The organism is Lentzea sp. NBRC 102530 (assembly GCF_030269365.1).
GTDB lineage: Bacteria > Actinomycetota > Actinomycetes > Mycobacteriales > Pseudonocardiaceae > Lentzea.
Genome location: NZ_BSTF01000003.1, coordinates 411,452 through 428,281 on the forward strand (window position 1 = coordinate 411,452; position 16,830 = coordinate 428,281).

At 69.6% G+C, this 16,830-nt stretch carries 17 protein-coding genes; 7 read left to right on the forward strand and 10 right to left on the reverse strand.

Annotated features, from left to right (window positions below):
• Window positions 1-170: 170 nt before the first annotated feature.
• Window positions 171-2,183 carry a DUF2339 domain-containing protein gene (locus QSK25_RS09605; protein ID WP_285636621.1) on the reverse strand — a complete coding sequence of 671 codons (2,013 nt, stop codon included), beginning with the start codon at window positions 2,181-2,183 and terminating at the stop codon, window positions 171-173.
• 112 nt (window positions 2,184-2,295) lie between these two features.
• Here QSK25_RS09605 and QSK25_RS09610 point away from each other — a divergent pair, with 112 nt between their 5' ends.
• From QSK25_RS09610 to QSK25_RS09630, 5 genes are read left to right on the forward strand one after another with little or no spacing between them, the layout of a single operon-like run.
• Window positions 2,296-3,261, forward strand: a complete 966-nt coding sequence (locus tag QSK25_RS09610; protein WP_285637587.1) for a LacI family DNA-binding transcriptional regulator — start codon at window positions 2,296-2,298, stop codon at window positions 3,259-3,261.
• Window positions 3,258-4,658 (forward strand): sugar ABC transporter ATP-binding protein, encoded by a 1,401-nt coding sequence (locus tag QSK25_RS09615; protein ID WP_285636624.1) that lies wholly within the window; start codon window positions 3,258-3,260, stop codon window positions 4,656-4,658. The genes QSK25_RS09610 and QSK25_RS09615 overlap by 4 nt, the downstream gene beginning before the upstream one ends.
• Complete coding sequence (locus QSK25_RS09620) at window positions 4,655-5,560, forward strand: ABC transporter permease (RefSeq protein WP_285636627.1); 906 nt, start codon at window positions 4,655-4,657, stop codon at window positions 5,558-5,560. The genes QSK25_RS09615 and QSK25_RS09620 overlap by 4 nt, the downstream gene beginning before the upstream one ends.
• Window positions 5,561-5,590: 30 nt before the next feature.
• Window positions 5,591-6,505, forward strand: a complete 915-nt coding sequence (locus tag QSK25_RS09625; protein WP_285636630.1) for a substrate-binding domain-containing protein — start codon at window positions 5,591-5,593, stop codon at window positions 6,503-6,505.
• Window positions 6,502-7,377 (forward strand): ribokinase, encoded by an 876-nt coding sequence (locus QSK25_RS09630; protein WP_285636633.1) that lies wholly within the window; start codon window positions 6,502-6,504, stop codon window positions 7,375-7,377. Before QSK25_RS09625 ends, QSK25_RS09630 begins: the two co-directional genes overlap by 4 nt.
• Here QSK25_RS09630 and QSK25_RS09635 read toward each other — a convergent pair.
• On the reverse strand, window positions 7,338-8,450 hold the full coding sequence (locus tag QSK25_RS09635; protein ID WP_285636636.1) for a right-handed parallel beta-helix repeat-containing protein: 1,113 nt from the start codon (window positions 8,448-8,450) through the stop codon (window positions 7,338-7,340). The two genes, QSK25_RS09630 and QSK25_RS09635, sit on opposite strands and share 40 nt — an antisense overlap.
• 159 nt (window positions 8,451-8,609) lie before the next feature.
• Between QSK25_RS09635 and ptsP the strand changes: the two genes are divergently transcribed.
• On the forward strand, window positions 8,610-10,241 hold the full coding sequence (gene ptsP / locus QSK25_RS09640) for a phosphoenolpyruvate--protein phosphotransferase (protein WP_285636639.1): 1,632 nt from the start codon (window positions 8,610-8,612) through the stop codon (window positions 10,239-10,241).
• Here ptsP and QSK25_RS09645 read toward each other — a convergent pair.
• Window positions 10,238-10,642, reverse strand: a complete 405-nt coding sequence (locus QSK25_RS09645; RefSeq protein ID WP_285636642.1) for a Rid family hydrolase — start codon at window positions 10,640-10,642, stop codon at window positions 10,238-10,240. The two genes, ptsP and QSK25_RS09645, sit on opposite strands and share 4 nt — an antisense overlap.
• Window positions 10,643-10,715: 73 nt before the next feature.
• Between QSK25_RS09645 and QSK25_RS09650 the strand changes: the two genes are divergently transcribed.
• Window positions 10,716-11,186, forward strand: a complete 471-nt coding sequence (locus QSK25_RS09650) for a MarR family winged helix-turn-helix transcriptional regulator (protein ID WP_285636646.1) — start codon at window positions 10,716-10,718, stop codon at window positions 11,184-11,186.
• On the opposite strand, the gene QSK25_RS09655 is transcribed toward QSK25_RS09650, so the two are convergent.
• The 7 genes from QSK25_RS09655 to tdh all read right to left on the reverse strand — a co-directional run bounded on the left by QSK25_RS09655 (window position 11,155) and on the right by tdh (window position 16,813).
• Window positions 11,155-12,006, reverse strand: coding sequence for a LysR family transcriptional regulator (locus QSK25_RS09655; RefSeq protein WP_285636650.1), 852 nt, complete (start codon window positions 12,004-12,006; stop codon window positions 11,155-11,157). The genes QSK25_RS09650 and QSK25_RS09655 overlap by 32 nt on opposite strands.
• Window positions 12,003-13,013, reverse strand: coding sequence for a hypothetical protein (locus QSK25_RS09660; protein WP_285636653.1), 1,011 nt, complete (start codon window positions 13,011-13,013; stop codon window positions 12,003-12,005). Before QSK25_RS09660 ends, QSK25_RS09655 begins: the two co-directional genes overlap by 4 nt.
• Window positions 12,998-13,471 carry an RNA polymerase sigma factor gene (locus tag QSK25_RS09665; RefSeq protein ID WP_285636656.1) on the reverse strand — a complete coding sequence of 158 codons (474 nt, stop codon included), beginning with the start codon at window positions 13,469-13,471 and terminating at the stop codon, window positions 12,998-13,000. The genes QSK25_RS09660 and QSK25_RS09665 overlap by 16 nt, the downstream gene beginning before the upstream one ends.
• Before the next feature lie 29 nt (window positions 13,472-13,500).
• A complete protein-coding gene (locus tag QSK25_RS09670) occupies window positions 13,501-13,710 on the reverse strand; it encodes a DUF397 domain-containing protein (protein WP_352235722.1) in 210 nt (69 codons plus the stop codon).
• Window positions 13,680-14,507 carry a helix-turn-helix domain-containing protein gene (locus tag QSK25_RS09675; protein WP_285636662.1) on the reverse strand — a complete coding sequence of 276 codons (828 nt, stop codon included), beginning with the start codon at window positions 14,505-14,507 and terminating at the stop codon, window positions 13,680-13,682. Before QSK25_RS09675 ends, QSK25_RS09670 begins: the two co-directional genes overlap by 31 nt.
• A 96-nt stretch (window positions 14,508-14,603) precedes the next feature.
• Window positions 14,604-15,782 (reverse strand): glycine C-acetyltransferase, encoded by a 1,179-nt coding sequence (locus QSK25_RS09680; RefSeq protein WP_285636665.1) that lies wholly within the window; start codon window positions 15,780-15,782, stop codon window positions 14,604-14,606.
• Window positions 15,782-16,813, reverse strand: coding sequence for an L-threonine 3-dehydrogenase (tdh, locus tag QSK25_RS09685; RefSeq protein WP_285636668.1), 1,032 nt, complete (start codon window positions 16,811-16,813; stop codon window positions 15,782-15,784). The genes QSK25_RS09680 and tdh overlap by 1 nt, the downstream gene beginning before the upstream one ends.
• Window positions 16,814-16,830 lie beyond the last annotated feature (17 nt).

The following is a 16,830-nucleotide window of genomic DNA, read 5'->3' on the forward strand; positions in this document are numbered from 1 at the left end:
GTCCGGAAGTGCTGGGACCACCGACCACCGCCGCGTCTTCGACGGTCAGCAGGGCACCTCGCGGCACCGGCCCCGCGCCCCCATATGACCCGATATGAGGACGCGGGGCCGGCACCACGATGCGCCCGTCTGACCGCCGAATACGGGGCGGAGGCCGGTGGTCCCAGCACTTAGTGGGAGTGCGGAGCAGCTGGTTTGGATACGTATGACTCGGGGTTGTTGGCCGATGTCACCAGTTTGGCGTAACGGGTGCCCGCGGTGAGCAGGACCAGACCGGCGCCGAGGAACGCCAGCACGCGGGCGATCCCGTCCAGCGCCGAGAGGTCGAACAGCACCAGCTTCACGACCGCCGCGGCCACCAGGATCAGGCCCGAGATCCGCAGCGCCTTGTTGTTGATCCCCTTGACCAGCAAGAACAACGCGGCGACCGTCCACGACACGGTGACCACCGAGTGTCCGAAGAGGAACCCGGTCTCGTCCGGCGACGCGAGCAGCGCCGCGCACAGCACCGCACCCGCCGCGCCGTAGAGCAGCATGAGCCCGGCGGCGATCCACGGCACCGGGTGCTTGGCCGGCTCCCGCAGCACCTGCATCTTCAGCGCGGCCCACGGCAGCACGGCCGCGAACACGCCCAGCACGAGCGCCGTCACCAGACCGGCCGCGTAGTCACCGGGCTGGACGTTGTTGAAGAACCGCGGCTCGTCCAGCAGCCACGTGATCGGCACGGCCATCCCGATCGTCATGGCGAACCCGAGGAAGCCGAACGCGATGGAGCCCACCAGCGCGGCCTTCTTGTTCAGCCGCGCCGCGAGGAACGCCAGCAGCACGGCCTCGGCCAGCACGATCGCCGTGCGGATGTTGCCGTCCAGTGCCATCACCGTGGTCTGGAACAGCGCGAGCATGCCCATCGCGCCGGCGGAGAGCGAGAAGCCGCGCGGAAGGTCCGGGATCATCCAGATCGCCAGCAGCACGGCCGCGACGACACCGGCGAGGATCGAGTTGGCCGGGGCGTTCAGCAACGTGGTGGCGAACAGCGACGGCAGCGCCGAACCCGCGATCAACGCGACGGCCACGGCGTCGTCCGGACGCTTGCGGATCGTGAGGAACGCCACGGCGATGCCGACGACGGTGGTGGCACCGGCCACGCCGACGACGGTCCACTCGTACGAGCGCGGGATGGCGTTCGCGGTGGTGAGCAGCGAGGCGAGGATCGGCGGGAACCCACCGGCGACGGCGAGACCCGGCCAGTTGCGCTTGATGTGGACCGGAGTGCTGGCCGTCTTGAGCACCAGCAGGAAGCCGACGAGCAGGACCGTGAAGCCCTCGGTGATGATCGGCGAGCACAGCGCGCAAGCTGCGACGACGGTGACCGCGAGCGCTTGCGACTCCCACTTCAGCGCGAGCACGACACCGGCCGCGGCCACGGCGAGCCCGATCAGCAGGCCGATGCTCTCCGGCAGGAACCCGTACAGGCTCGTGGCGGCGATGACGTCCAGGTAGAGACCCGCGAACCCGGTGAACGCGAGGGCCATCGCCCCGGTCCGGCCGGCGGGCGTGCGGTGCAGCCACATGCCGATGCCGACCAGCGCACCGCTGAACACGGCACCGCCGACCACTCGCGGCACGGGGCCGAGCCAGCCGCGCTGCACGGCCAGGACCAGCAACAACACGAACCCGAGCACGGTGATCGCGCCACCGACCCAGGCGAGCAGCTTCGAGCCGGCGCCGTCCTTGCCGAGCTTCTCGAACAACGACTCGCGCGGCGGCGGGGGCGGACCCCACGGCTGCTGCGGAGGCGGCCACTGCTGGCCGGGAGGAGGCGGGAGCTGCGGGCCGGGCGGCGCGAACGGCGGGGCCGCCGGCGGGAGCTGGGCCGAGGCCGCGGTCTGCCGCGCCCAGGGGTTGGGCTGCGGCGGCACGCCTGCCGACTGCTGCGGCGGCACGCCGGCGGGCGGCTGCTGCGGAACGCCGACAGGAACCCCTGCGGGCGGCGTCGGGACGGTGGTCACCGGAGGCTGCGGCACCTCGACGGGCCGTGCCACCTCGGGCGCCTCGACCACGGCGGTCGCGGTCGCGCCGGAGTGCTCGCGCATCTCCGTGCTGATCGTCGAGAGCCGCTGCCCGATGGCCGCGAGCTCCAGTGCGAGGCGCTGCTCGTACCCGAGGCGATCCTGTCCGTCCATGTGATCAGAGTGAGGCAGCGCACGCCGAGTGACATCCGTACACCTACTCATCCACACATCTCAGCTTGACTACATCCATGTGTAATCGATTAACTACGGCCTCGTGACGACCATGAAGGATGTCGCCCAGCACGCCGGAGTCTCCACGGCCACCGTGTCGCGAGTGCTCAACGGCCACGCCGCGCCGACGCCCGAGACCCGCGAGCGGGTGCTCGCCGCGATCGAGGAACTCGGCTACCGGCCCAACGCCCTGGCGCGATCCCTCAGGACCACCAGCACCCAGACCCTCGGTCTGGTCATCAGCGATCTGCTGAACCCGTTCTTCGCCGAGATCGCCCGAGCGGTCGAGGACGAAGCCCGGTCACACGGCTACTGCGTCGTGATCGGGAACGCCGACGAGAACACCGAGCAGGAGGCGACCTACGTCCGCACCCTGCTCGACCGCCGGGTGGACGGCCTCCTGCTGTGCCCCGCGACCGACGACCCGAGTCTGGTTCGCGAAGTGAGCGCAGGCGGCGTGCCCGTCGTTCTGCTGGACCGGACGGTCAGGGGCGCCACATGCCCCGTCGTCCGGGCCGACGGCAGCGAGGCGTTGACCGCGCTCGCCCGGCGGCTCGTCGGCGCCGGCCACACCCGCATCGGAGTGATCGCGGGTCCGCCGAACACCTCCACTGGAAGAGAACGGACCGACGTGCTCACGGGCTCGCTCGGCGGCCTCGCGCAGGTCGTGCACGGTGACTTCCGGCAGGAGAGCGGCAGCCAGGCCGCCGCGAAGCTCCTCGACGACGGCGCCACGGCGCTGGTCGCGATGGACAACCTGATGGGCCTCGGCGCGCTCGGCGAGGTTCGGGCCCGCGGCCTGCAGATCCCGCACGACATCGCGTTCGCCGTGTTCGACGACCAGCCGTGGTTCCCGCTGCTGGACCCGCCGATCACGGTCGTCGCGCAGCCGACCGTCGAGATGGGCAGGGCCGCCGCGCGCAGCCTCCTCGCCCTGATCAACGGCCAGCAGCCCGACGACGTGAAGCTCACCGCGAAGCTCGTGCTGCGCGGCTCGCTCGGGGAGGCCGAGCTGTGATCACGGCCCGCGGCATCACCAAGCACTTCGGCAGCACCAAGGCCCTGGACGGCGTCGACCTGGACATCAACGCCGGTGAGGTGCACGTCCTGCTCGGCGAGAACGGCGCCGGCAAGTCCACCCTGGTCAAGATCCTCGCGGGGATCCACCGCCAGGACGCGGGCACCATCGAGGGGCACACCAGCCTCGCCGTCATCCACCAGGAACTGGCGCTGGTCCCGGAGCTGTCCGTCGCGGAGAACCTGTTCCTGAACCGCCTTCCGCGCCGGTTCGGCTTCGTCGACCGCGCCGAGATGCGCCGCAGGGCACCGGAACTGCTGCAGCGGGTCGGCCTGAGCGTCGACCCGGACGCCAAGGTCAAGGACCTCGGCATCGCCCAGCAGCAGATGATCGAGATCGCCCGCGCGCTCGACAAGAACGCCGGCGTGCTGATCCTCGACGAGCCCACGGCCGTGCTCACCGAGACCGAGACCGACCGCCTGCTGGAGATCATGGCCCAGCTGCGCGACAACGGCGTCGGCCTCGTCTTCATCACCCACCACCTGGACGAGATCCAGCGCGTCGCCGACCGCATCACCGTTCTCCGGGACGGCAAGTCCGTCGGCGTCCTCGGCCCGAACGCCACCACCCAGCACATGATCGAACTGATGGTCGGCCGCCCGATCGACGAGCAGTACCCGCGCGCGCAACAACGCCTGGGCCAGCCGCTCCTCAACATCCAGGGCCTGACCAGGCGCGGGGCGTTCGAGAACATCAGCATCGAGGTCCACGCGGGCGAGGTCGTCGGCATCGCGGGCCTGGTCGGCGCGGGACGCACCGAGGTCGTGCGGGCGGCGTTCGGCGTGGACGCCTATGACCACGGCACGGTCGAGGTCGACGGGAAACCGTTACCCCGCCACAACGTCCAGGCCGCGATCGACGCGGGCCTCGGCCTGGTCCCCGAGGACCGCAAGGGCCAGGGCCTGGTGCTGACGGCGACCGTCGGCCAGAACCTCGAACTCGTCACGCTCGGCAACCGCGACCAGCAGCGCCTGCACGACATCGCGGGCAAGCTGCGGATCAAGGGACGGGTCGAGCAGCCGGTGAAGGAGCTCTCCGGCGGCAACCAGCAGAAGGTCGTCATCGGCAAGTGGCTGCTGGCCGACCCGAAGGTGCTGATCCTCGACGAACCGACCCGGGGCGTCGACGTCGGCGCCAAGGTCGAGATCTACGAGCTGATCAACCGCATGACCGCGCAGGGCAGGGCCGTGCTGCTCGTGTCCAGCGACCTGCCCGAGGTGATCGGGATGAGCGACCGCGTCGTCGTCATGGCCCACGGCCGGGTGGCCGGTGAGCTGCCCAGGGGCGCGACCCAAGACCAGGTGATGGCACTCGCCGTGCAGGAGATCTCAGCGTGAGCACGATCAGCATTCGCAAGTACGCAAGTGAGAACGGTGCCCTCGCAGGACTCGTCATCCTCGCGCTCGCCATCGCGATCATGCAGCCGGCGTTCCTCAACGCGCAGAACCTGCTGAACGTCGGCGTGCAGGCTGCGGTCATCGCGATCATGGCGTTCGGCATGACGTTCGTGGTGGTCGCGGGCGGCATCGACCTGTCCGTCGGCAGCATCGCCGCGCTGGCCGCGATGGTCGGCGCGCTCACCGCGGGTCCGCTCGGTCTCGTCGTGGGTGCGTTGTGCGGCCTGGTGAACGGCGCGCTGATCAGCTACGGCAAGCTGCCGCCGTTCATCGCGACGCTGGCCATGCTGAGCGTCGCCCGCGGTCTCACCCTGGTGCTCTCCGAGGGCCAGCCGCACGAGACCGACGCCCTGGTGACGTTCCTCGGCTCGAACCTCGCGCCGATGGTTCCGTTGCCGCTGCTGCTGATGCTCGCGTTCTTCGGCATCACCGGCCTGGTCCTCACGCGCACCAACCTCGGCCGTCGCATGTACGCGATCGGCGGCAACGAGGAGGCCGCGAAGCTCAGCGGCATCGACGTGCGCCGCAACAAGCTCTGGATCTACGCGTTGTCCGGCCTGTTCGCCGCCGCCGCGGGCCTCGTGCTCGCGGGACGGCTCGGGTCCGCCGGTCCGCAGGCCGCGGTCGGCTACGAGCTCGACGCCATCGCCGCTGTCGTCATCGGTGGTGCGTCGCTGTCCGGTGGCGTTGGCCGCGCCACCGGGACGTTGGTCGGCGCACTTGTGCTCGCCGTCCTGCGCAACGGCCTCAACCTGCTGCAGGTCCCGCCGTTCTGGCAGCAGGTCGTCATCGGTGCGGTGATCGCTCTCGCCGCGCTGCTCGACTCACTTCGCCGTCGCTGAGAAAACCCGCAACAGGTAAGGAAGACACCAATGAAGGTGACCCGACGGATCGCGTTGACCCTCGGTGCCGCAGCACTTGTGGCCACGGGATGCAGCGGAACTGGGGCGTCCGGAGGCGACATCACCATCGGCCTCGCCGTGTCCACCCTGAACAACCCGTTCTTCGTGGAACTCCAGCAGGGCGCACAGGAGATGGCGGACAAGCTCGGCGCCAAGCTCACCGTGGTGGACGCGCAGAACGACGCCACGAACCAGATCAACCAGGTGCAGACGCTCGTCACGCAGGGCGTGAAGGCGATCATCCTGAACCCGGTCGACACCAAGCAGTCGGCGCCGGCGGCCAAGGCCGCCGAGACCGCGAACATCCCGCTGATCTCGGTCGACCGCGCCGTCGAGGGCAAGGTCGCCGCCGAGGTCGCGTCCAACAACGTCTCGGGCGGCAGCCTCGCGGCCATCGAACTGGGCCGCGCCACCTCCGGCGACGTCGCGCACCTCAAGGGCATCCCGGGCGCGTCCGCCTCGCGTGACCGCGGTCAGGGCTTCGAGCAGGGCCTGAACAGCGGCAACATCAAGGTCACCGCCTCGGCCGTCGCCGACTTCGACCGTGCCAAGGGCCTCAACGAGACCACGAACCTGCTGCAGGGCAACCCCGGTATCAAGGGCATCTTCGCCGAGAACGACGAGATGGCGCTCGGCGCGATCAAGGCGCTCGGGGCCAAGGCCGGCAAGGACGTCATGGTCGTCGGCTTCGACGGCACCCCGGACGGCCTGAAGGCGATCCAGGACGGCACCCTCGCCGCGACCATCGCGCAGCAGCCGAAGCTGCTCGGCTCGAAGGCCGTCGAGCAGGCGGTGCACGCCGCCAAGAACGAGCCGGTGCAGCAGGTCGTGGACGTCGAGGTCAAGGTCATCAACCAGAAGAACGTGGCAGAGTTCGTCAAGTGACACAGACTCTGCTCGTTCTCGGGTCCGCCAACGCCGACCTCGTGGTCGAGGTCGGCAGGCGGCCCGCCGGCGGTGAGACCGTGCTCGGCGGCGACACCGTCGTGCTGCCCGGCGGCAAGGGCGCGAACACGGCCGTTGCCGCCGCACGGGTCGGCGCCGCGGTTTCGCTGGTCGGCGCCCTCGGTGGCGACGGGTACGGCTCGTTGCTGCGCGAGTCGCTGGAGTCGTCCGGTGTCGGCACGGCCCTGGTCAAGACTTCCGGGCGCCCCACCGGGATCGCGTACATCACCGTGACGCCCGACGGCGAGAACTCGATCGTCGTCTCTCCCGGCGCCAACTCGGACGTGCTGAAGTCCGATGTGGACGGTCTGGAGCTCGACGGCGTCGCGGTGCTGACGTGCTCGCTGGAAGTGCCGCTGGAGACCGTGGTCCACGCGATCGGTGTGGCGTCCGAAGCGGGCGTCCGCACGGTGCTCAACCTGTCGCCGGTCGCCGAACTGCCCGCGGAGACGTTGCGGCAGCTCAGCGTGCTGATCGTCAACGAGCACGAGGCCGCGCAGCTCGCCTCGGACTGGACCGGCCTGCTGGACCTCGGTCCTCACGCCGCGATCGTCACGCTCGGCGCGCGCGGTGCGGCCGTGGTGGAACGCACCGGCGTCACCGAGGTGCCGTCGATCGAGGTCGCCGAGGTGGTCGACACGACCGGCGCCGGTGACGCGTTCGCCGGAGCGTTGTCCGCGCGCCTGACCGAGGGCGACGACCTGGTGCAGGCCGCGCGGTACGCCGCGAAGGTCGCCGCGCTGTCCGTCACGAAGGCGGGCGCACAGCCGTCCTACCCGACCGCCGCCGAGGTCGGCGCAGCGGCGGGGTGACTCGGCAGCACGTACTTGTCGACGTTCGGCGTCATCTCCGGCAACGGCCCGTCTGGCATCTCCGGCTGTAGCGGTGGCGAGGCGACCTGGTTGAACGGGATCCCGCGCGGCGCGGACGACCTCGGCAGCGGATCGCCGACACCGTCGTAGCAGCGTTCGCGGTCGAAGCAGTTGTTCCGGCCGGGCGCCCGGCGCGAGGCCGCGTACAGCACGTCCTGGCCGTTGCCGGTGATCACGTTGTCGAAGAAGCGGTTGTCCATCGGCGCCAGGTCCTCCGCCGACCCCAGCGCCACGCCGACGCCGGGGTTGCGGGTGATCAGGTTGCGCGCCACCAGGTTCTTCGTGCCGCCCACGATGCCGAACCCGAGCCCGAACGCGCCGTCGGCCTGCGCCGGGGAGAGCGCCTCGGCGTTGTCCGAGACCAGGTTGCCGACGAACGTGGCGTCCTCGGCGTTCGTCGTCACGCCGACCCGGTTGTCGCTGAACCTGTTGCCCAGCACGAACATCCGTCCGGACGCGTTCACGCCCTCGTACCCGACGGCGTTGCGCTCGGCGACGTTGCCGCGCACCACGACGTCGCACGGCTTGCACTGGCCGACGTAGAACCCGGAGTCCGCGCTGCCGCTGGCGTAACTCTGCTCGATCACGCCGTGCTGGGCGTCGGTCGCGTGGACGCCGTGCAGGGCGTTGTTGCTGGCTGTCACGTACGAGATGCGGAACCCCTGCGACCGCGTCACCGCCACGCCGTTCTCCGTGTGGTTGCGCACCGTGAGGTTCTGGACCGAAACGTCCGGCGCGCTGAGCACGATCCCGCTGGCGCGCTTCACCTCGCCGTCGATGATCACGCTGCCGCGCTGGAGCCCCCTGATGGTCAGCGCCTTGGTCCTGACCTCCACCGACTCCTTGTAGACGCCGGGTGACACGAGGATCGTCGCGCCTTCCCGTGCCGCGTCCACCGCGGCCTGGATCGTGCCGAACTGGGCCGGGACGGTGATCTCCGCGCCCAGGTCGGGGGTCGTCGGCGAACAACCGGCGAACAGGAGCACTGCGGCGAAGGCGTACGGGGCGCGCACGGCTGGCACCGTACTGCTCCGTTCGGCCCATCGGGGCACTGCCCCTCTTTTCGTTCGTGTTACGCCATGAAGACGAGCTTCGTGTCGGTCCGCGCCGTGTGGGCTCATTGGTCACACTGAACTGTCCTGGGTTCCCGGTGGGAGGGTATGGTCTAGACCATGTCGAGCGCGCGGCTGAGCGGTGTCGGTGTCAGCAGCGGCCGGGCAACCGGTCCCGTCGTCAGGGTCACCGAGGCCCTGCCGGAACCTCCTGCCGGCCAGCGAACAGCGGATACGAAGATGGAAGCGTCGCTGATCCGGCCCGCGACGGAGGTCGTGGCGCAGCGCCTGATGGAGCGCGCGAAGACGGTCGAGGGCGACGCCCGCTCCGTGCTGGAGACGACGGCGGCGATGGCGGGTGACCCGTCCCTGATCAAGGCCGCCGAGAAGCTCGTCGTCGAGCAGTCGCTGACCGCCGCCCGTGCCGTGCACGAGGCTGCCCAGAAGTTCATCTCCGCACTTCAGGCCGCCGGTGGCTACATGGCCGAACGCGCCCGCGACGTCCAGGACGTCCGCGACCGCGTGGTGGCCGAGCTGCTCGGCCTGCCCGCCCCCGGCGTGCCCGACCTGGCCTCCCCGTCCGTGCTGGTGGCCCGCGACCTCGCGCCCGCCGACACCGCGGGCCTCGACCCGGCGAAGGTCCTCGCCCTGGTCACGGAGGAGGGCGGCCCCACCTCGCACACCGCGATCCTCGCCCGTTCGCTCGGCATCCCGGCCGTCGTCGCGTGCCGCGGCATCCTGGCGTTCGAGGCCACCTCTCTCGACGTGGACGGCGACACGGGCCAGGTCCGCGAGTCGGACGGCAAGGTCCGCGCCGCCGGAACGGGCAAGAAGGCGGAGTGGAACGGTGTCGGTGTCCTCAAGGACGGCCACCGGGTGAAGGTCCTCGGCAACGTCGGCTCGCCCGCCGACGCCCAGGCCGCCGCCGCTGCCGGTGCGGAGGGCGTGGGCCTCTTCCGCACCGAGTTCTGCTTCCTGGACGCAGCTGAGGAACCGACCGTTGCTGAGCAGACTGCTGCATATGAGGCTGTGCTGGCGCCGTTCAAGGGCAAACCGGTTGTGGTGCGCACCCTCGACGCGGGCGCGGACAAGCCGCTGGCGTTTCTGAACCCGGACCCCGAGCCCAACCCGGCCCTGGGCGTCCGCGGCCTGCGCGTCGCCTTCGACCGCCCCGAGATCCTGGACCGCCAGCTCGAAGCCATCGCCGCGGCCGCCGCCTCCTCGGGCGCCGACGTCAGCGTGATGGCGCCGATGGTCGCCACCGCCGCCGAGGCGGCGTGGTTCGTCGAACGCGCCCGCAAGGCCGGCATCCAGCGCGCGGGCGTCATGATCGAGGTCCCGTCGGCCGCGTTGTCGGCCCGCGAGATCCTCCAGGTCGTCGACTTCGTCTCCATCGGCACCAACGACCTGGCCCAGTACGTCTTCGCGGCCGACCGCCAGCTCGGCGGCGTCGCCGCCCTGAACGACCCGTGGCAGCCGGCGTTGCTGCGGCTGATCGCGCAGGTCGGCGAGGCGGCCACCGCCACCGGCAAGCCCGTCGGCGTCTGCGGCGAGGCAGCGGCCGACCCGTTGCTCGCGTGCGTGCTCATCGGCCTCGGCATCACGTCGCTGTCGATGAACCACACGGCGCTGACCGGCGTCGGCGCGAAGCTCGCGACCACCAGCGTCGACATCTGCCAGCTCGCGGCCCGCGGCGCACTGGCCGCACCGGACCCGGCCACGGCGAAGCTCGCGGCCCGCGCCCCGCACTAGCCGACCGCGGTCACGCGGATCTCGATGCGCATCTTCGGGTGACCGAGGGCGGTGACCCCGCTCTCGGTCCAGATCGGCGCACGGTCGCCCATCCGCGCGCGGAACTGCTCGACCATCACGCGGTTGTGGTCGTCGAACGAGTCGTCGCCGAGCACGTGGTACGAGTTCACGTGCACGACGTCGGCCCACGACGAACCCGCCGTCACGAGCGTGCGCTCGACGTTCTCGAACGCGCGCACGATCTCGTCCTCGAGCGACTCGGGGAACTCGAACTCGTCGTCCCAGCCGCCCTGGCCCGAGATCTCGACGCGGTCGCCGATGCGCACGGCCTGGCTGTAGCGCATGTTCTTCAGCTGCGTCTCGCCGTAGCCGGGGGTGGCGAAGAACTCCGGCTTGCTCATGATCGGTCCTCTCGTTGACTTCACGCTTGAAGTCAACCGTACATGACTTCAAGCGTGAAGTAAGGTGACCGCCATGGACTGGCTGAACGCCGACGAGAAGGAGACCTGGACCGGCCTCGTCTCGATGCTGCTGTTGCTGCCCGGCCGGCTGGAGGCGCCGTTGCAGCAGGAGTCGGGGCTGAGCCTCTTCGACTACCTGGTGCTGAGCCACGTCTCGGAGGCGCCGGACCGCCGCATCCGGATGAGCGAGCTCGCGCACCTGGCGAACGGGTCGCTGTCGCGGCTGTCCAACGTGGTCAAGCGCTTCGAGCACCGCGGCTGGGTGGCGCGCGAACCCGATCCCGAGGACGGCCGCTACACGATCGCGATCCTCACCGACGAGGGGTTCGAGGTGGTCAGGGCCGCCGCGCCCACGCACGTCCGCGCGGTCCGGCAGTTCGTGCTCGACCCGCTCACCGCCGCCGACCGCCAGGCGTTGACGCGCATCGCGGCCAAGCTGAACGTGACGATCCCTAACGCTGGAGCTGCTCGAGAACAGCCCTGATCAACGGGTGGGCCTCGGACCCCCGCCGCACCGCCGCCACCACCCGTCGCAACGGCGCCACGCCCGCGACCGCTCGCCTGATCGCCACCCCGCCGACGGCGTTGCGCGGTGCGAGCGCGACCCCGGCGCCCGCCGCCACCAGGGCCTCGATCGCCCGGAAGTCGTCGGAGTTGTGCCTGATCCGGGGCGTGAAACCGGCCTGTCGGCACGCCATCTCGACGACGTCGCGCAGCGGGTTGCCGGGCAGTGTCACCACCCAGTCCTCGTCGGCGAGCGTCGCCAGGTCGACCGGACCGCTCACGGCGTGTCCCGGCGGCAGCAGCACGTCGAACGGCTCGGTGTAGAGCGGGAAGCGCGTGACCCGTTCCGTGGCGCGGTGCTCCTCGGTGATCGCCACGTCGATCTCGCCGTCCAGGAGCAGCCGCACGCTCTCGTGCCCTTCGGCGTCGCGCACCGACAGTTCGATCGAACGCTCTTTCAACGCTGCCAACGCCGGCGCGACGACCTGCGTGATGGCCGACGCGAACGCCGCCACCGCCACCCGTCCCGCCGAACCGGACGCCAGACCGTCCAAAGTGGCCTGCGCCCGTTCCAGCTCCGCCGCCACCACGTGCGCGTGCTCCACCAGCAACGACCCGGCCGGCGTCAGCGACACCCGGCGTCCCTTGCGCACCAGCAACGGATGCCCGGCCTCGGACTCCAGCGCTGCCAGCTGCTGCGACACCGCCGACGGCGTGAGGTGCAGCGCGGCAGCCGCTGCCGTCACGGTGCCGTGGTCAGCCAACGCGCGCAGCACGCGCAACCGTCGTGGGTCGATCACCGCTCAATGATGGGGGATTCCACTTCGCTGTTCACGGTGACGCCCAGCGGCAGGACGGGCTCGACGTTCGTCTTCTCCAGCAGGAGGTACTCCTCCTCGGAGATCGGCGTGCTCGCGGCCAGGCCGTGCTGGGGCTTCGTGATGATGTTGCGCCGCACGATCGGCTTGCCGGTGTCGGGGTTGATCACGAACTGGGTCTCGACGTCGCCGAACTGGAACTGCGGCGGCGCGGGAATCGCCACCCCGACACCGACGCGCTCGTCGCGCAACTGCACGCGGTCGAGGTACCGCACCCCGTCGAACGACCTGAGCAGCTCGAACGCTGCCCGCCGCTGGTCGTCCCGCACGTCCGCGACCAGCACCGCCATGACGAGTTCTGCCAGCTGGTAGGTGCTCTTGCCCTCGGGCTTCAGCTTCTCCAGGATCCCCGCCGGATCCGCGGGCAGGTCGTCGAACGACTCCAGCCGGTCCCAGTACATCGAGGTCAGCGAGAGCCCGCTGACGTAGGACTCCTTCGCCCCCGGCACCATCGAACCGAGGCGCACCCACCGGCTGCCGCCGACCTGGGGCACGACCTCGGGCCGACCCGCGGCCTCCCACTTCGCGTCGTCGTCCGGCGAGAACGGCTCGACCTCGCCGTCCTTCTGCACCACCGCGATCTCGCGCGTCCCGGCCTGCCACTGATCGGTCTTGGAGTCGAACCGCACGACGTACGGCTTCGCCGGCTCCCCGACCACCATCAACGACGACTGCTGCCGCAACACCCGCCACCACTGACCTGGTGCAGCGGGCTGCACGGGCGGAGAAGGCTCAGGCAGCACCACGACCGCAAGCGCGATCACGGCGGCGACGACGGCCAACGGGGCGAACCGCCGCACGAACACCTTCCGCGCCGGCTTCTCCCGCGGCAACGCGACGATCCTCGCGAGGTCGCGTTCCATCCGGTCCTGGTTGACCTCGGGTGTCGGCGGCTTGGCCCCGGCGAGGTCCTTCATGAGGTCTTCCATGACTCCCTCGCACGGTCGAACTTCGGTGTCCAGAGGGCAGCCTGCAACCGCCGCCGAGCCCGGTGCAGCCGCACGAAGAACGTCGCCGTCGTGCACCCGAGCACCTGCGCCGCCTCGGCGGCCGCGAGCCCGTGCCACGCGATCAGCGTGAGGACTTCCTGGTCGGCCTCCGACAACGTCGACAACGCCGCCCGCAGCTCGATCACCGCGAAGTCGTCGTCGGCGGGGAAGTCGGTCAGCTCGTAGTGCGTGGTCTGCCGGACCGCCGCGCGCACGAGGTTGCGCGCGATGCCGAGCAGCCACGGCAGCGCGTTCGACGGCATCTGGCCGGACTTGCGCCAGGCGATCGTGAAGGTCTCGCTGGTGATGTCCTCGGCCAGCCGCGCCCCCGCGTGGCTCGCGGCATAGGCGAGCACCCGCGGGTAGCACTCGCGGTAGACGGCCGAGAATTCCTCCACGTGAGGTAGTGCGCCGACCGCGCTGATTCTTACCGCTCTGTGACTCGGGTCACATCGTTGAGGAAGGCTGACCACGCCTCGATCGAGACCGGCAGGTGCGTGGCGGGCGCCTTGCTGTCCCGGATGCCGACCCCGCGCCCGACCTCGACGCAGTCACTGGAGTCTGCGCTGTACGAGCTCTTGCGCCAGGTCACCATCTGGAACTCCCTCAGATCAAGAGGCTGTTGATCAGCTCCCATGATTGTCCCGGATCCAGGGCCTGAGCGTCGAGCATCTTCAGCACGGAGGCGTAGACCGCCAGTGATTTCGGGTCGTCGAGGAAAAGGCCGGAGTTCTTTCCTTCGAGGAAGATGACCGGCTCGAACTTCTCGTAGCTCAAACGGAGAAAAGATCCGGAGAGTCCGGCGTGCGCTCCAATGGCGGTGGGTACGACCCGCACGGTGATGTAGTTTCGTTGTGTCATGGCCAAGATGTGGAGGTACTGATCCTTCATGACATCCGGCCCGCCCACAGGTAGGCGCAACGCTTGTTCGTGAACGTAGAACACGAACGTCCGGCTCCAGTGGAAGAGGTTGCGGCGTTCGAGCTTCGCCGCGATGACCTTCTCGTAGTCGACCGACTCCCTGCGAGCCTCTCCGTCGATGACGGCCTGCATGTAGTCGGCGATCTGGAGGTGGCCGGGGACGAGGTTCATCGACCAGACGGCGATGTCGTTGGCCAGTCGCTCCTGCGTGAGCAGCGTCGGGACCTGGTCCGGTGGGCCGTCGGGAAGCTTGAGGTAGCCGAGTTCCCGCGTCTTGCGGTGCAGCGCGAGCATGTGCTGGAGCACGTCCGGCTTGACCTGGCAGTAGCTGAGCAGCTGGATCACGTCGGTCTCGGTCACGCCGCCCTTGCCGCGGACCATGTCCGAGAGCTTGCTCTCGTCCCAGCCGATTCTTCCGGCGAGTTCGCGGTGGGTCATACCGGTCTGGTTGATGATCTCGCGCATCGCGTCACCGAACTCGCGGCCCACCACGCTGGACTTTCGTCTTGGCATGGTGATGAAAGTAGAGCTGGAGCTGTACCGGCTCCATTGTTTCCTTCCGAATTTCCCCGAAGGAAGTAGTTTTTGGAGCCGGTACAAGTCCGATGTCTACATCTTTGCGCGTGCGGCGATAAACGCGTCCACAGCGCGGTTAACGTCCTCCGTGCTGTGTGAAGCCGACATCTGCGTGCGAATGCGCGCCTTGCCGTGCGGCACCACCGGGTACGAGAACCCGATGACGTACACGCCTTCCTCCAGCAGGAGGTCGGCCAGCCGGGCCGCTTCCGCAGCGTCGCCGATCATCACCGGGATGATCGGGTGCTCGCCGGGCAGCAGGTCGAAGCCGGCCGCGGTCATCCGCCGCCGGAACAGCTCGGTGTTGGACCGCAGCTGGGTGAGCAGCTCCGAGGACGACGACAGCATGTCGAGCGTCGCGATGGCGGCGGCCGTGATGGACGGCGCGAGCGAGTTCGAGAAGAGGTACGGCCGGGACCGCTGCCGCAGCAGTTCGATGATCTCGGCGCGGCCCGAGGTGTAGCCGCCGGACGCACCACCCAACGCCTTGCCGAGGGTGCCCGTGACGATGTCGACGCGGTCCTGGACGCCGAACAGCTCGGGCGTGCCGCGGCCGGTCGGGCCGGTGAAGCCGACGGCGTGCGAGTCGTCGACCATGACCAGGGCGTTGTAGCGCTCGGCCAGGTCGCAGATCTCGTCGAGCGGCGCGAGGTAGCCGTCCATCGAGAAGACGCCGTCGGTGGCGATCAGGCGGTAGCGGGCGTCGGAGGCGTCCTTGAGCTGGCGCTCCAGGTCGTCCATGTCGCGGTTCTTGTAGCGGAAGCGCTTGGCCTTCGACAGGCGCACGCCGTCGATGATCGAGGCGTGGTTCAGCTCGTCGGAGATGATCGCGTCCTCGGCGCCGAGCAGCGTCTCGAACAGGCCGCCGTTGGCGTCGAAGCAGGAGCTGTAGAGGATCGTGTCCTCGGTGCCCAGGAACTCGGAGAGCTTGCGCTCGAGTTCCTTGTGGGGTTCCTGCGTGCCGCAGATGAACCGCACCGAGGCCATGCCGAAGCCCCAGTCGTCCAGCGCCTTCTTCGCCGCCTCGATGAGCGTCGGGTGGTCGGCGAGGCCGAGGTAGTTGTTGGCGCAGAAGTTCAGGACGTCGTCGCCGGAACCGACCCTGACGCTGGCGTTCTGCGGGGTGGCGATGACGCGTTCGGACTTGTAGAGCCCGGCCTCCCTGATCTCCCCGATGGTCTTGAGGAGGTCGGTCTTCAGCTCGCCGTACATCAGGCTCCCGTCCAGTCGAGGATGACCTTGCCGCACTTGCCTTCGCGCGCGGTGGCGAACGCCTCCGCGTGCTGCGTGTGGTCGTACCGGTGCGTGATGACCGGTGCGAGGTCGAGGCCGCGCTGCAGCAGCACGGTCATCGAGTACCAGGTCTCGAACATCTCGCGGCCGTAGATCCCCTTGATGTGCAGCATCTTCAGCACGACGCTGCTCCAGTCCACGGAGAACTCGTCGGCGGGCAGCCCGAGCATCGCGATGCGGCCGCCGTGGGCCATGTTCGCGATCATGTCGCGCATCGCCACGGGCTTGCCGGACATCTCCATGCCGATGTCGAAGCCCTCGGCCATGCCGAGCTCGCGCTGGGCGTCCGCGATCGTCTGCTCGGCGACGTTCACCGCGAGGTCGACGCCGACCTTGCGGGCCAGTTCGAGGCGGTGCTCGGAGATGTCGGTGATCACGACGTTGCGCGCGCCCGCGTGCTTGGCGACGGCGGCGGCCATGATGCCGATCGGCCCGGCGCCCGTGATGATCACGTCCTCGCCGATGACCGGGAAGCTCAGCGCGGTGTGCACGGCGTTGCCGAACGGGTCGAAGATCGCGGCGACGTCCAGGTCGACCTTCGTGCGGTGCACCCAGGCGTTCTGCTCGGGCAGCACGACGTACTGCGCGAACGCGCCGTCGGAGTGCACGCCGAGGCCGCGCGTGTTCGCGCAGAGGTGGCGCCGACCGGCCTTGCAGTTGCGGCAGGTCCCGCAGACGAGGTGGCCCTCGCCGCTGACCAGGTCGCCGACCTTCACCCCGGTGACGGAGGCGCCGACCTCGACCACCTCGCCGACGAACTCGTGGCCGAGGACCAGCGGCGCCTTGATGTTGGCGGCGGCCCAGTCGTCCCACGAGTCGATGTGCAGGTCGGTGCCGCAGATGCCGGTGCGCAACACCCTGACCAGCACGTCCGTCGGACCGGGGGTGGGGTCGGGGACGTCGGTCAGTTCGAGTCCAGGCCCAGCGGCGACCTTGACGAGAGCCTTCATGCGGGAAGTCTCACCCT

What these genes read in the sequence shown, in the direction of transcription:
- QSK25_RS09670 (WP_352235722.1), bottom strand. Translation starts at nt 13,710, where the DNA reads ATGGGAGCTGATCAACAGCCTCTTGATCTGAGGGAGTTCCAGATGGTG.
- ptsP (WP_285636639.1), top strand. Translation starts at nt 8,610, where the DNA reads ATGTCGAGCGCGCGGCTGAGCGGTGTCGGTGTCAGCAGCGGCCGGGCA.
- QSK25_RS09645 (WP_285636642.1), bottom strand. Translation starts at nt 10,642, where the DNA reads ATGAGCAAGCCGGAGTTCTTCGCCACCCCCGGCTACGGCGAGACGCAG.
- tdh (WP_285636668.1), bottom strand. Translation starts at nt 16,813, where the DNA reads ATGAAGGCTCTCGTCAAGGTCGCCGCTGGGCCTGGACTCGAACTGACC.
- QSK25_RS09650 (WP_285636646.1), top strand. Translation starts at nt 10,716, where the DNA reads ATGGACTGGCTGAACGCCGACGAGAAGGAGACCTGGACCGGCCTCGTC.
- QSK25_RS09660 (WP_285636653.1), bottom strand. Translation starts at nt 13,013, where the DNA reads ATGGAAGACCTCATGAAGGACCTCGCCGGGGCCAAGCCGCCGACACCC.
- QSK25_RS09625 (WP_285636630.1), top strand. Translation starts at nt 5,591, where the DNA reads ATGAAGGTGACCCGACGGATCGCGTTGACCCTCGGTGCCGCAGCACTT.
- QSK25_RS09605 (WP_285636621.1), bottom strand. Translation starts at nt 2,183, where the DNA reads ATGGACGGACAGGATCGCCTCGGGTACGAGCAGCGCCTCGCACTGGAG.
- QSK25_RS09680 (WP_285636665.1), bottom strand. Translation starts at nt 15,782, where the DNA reads ATGTACGGCGAGCTGAAGACCGACCTCCTCAAGACCATCGGGGAGATC.
- QSK25_RS09675 (WP_285636662.1), bottom strand. Translation starts at nt 14,507, where the DNA reads ATGCCAAGACGAAAGTCCAGCGTGGTGGGCCGCGAGTTCGGTGACGCG.
- QSK25_RS09610 (WP_285637587.1), top strand. Translation starts at nt 2,296, where the DNA reads ATGAAGGATGTCGCCCAGCACGCCGGAGTCTCCACGGCCACCGTGTCG.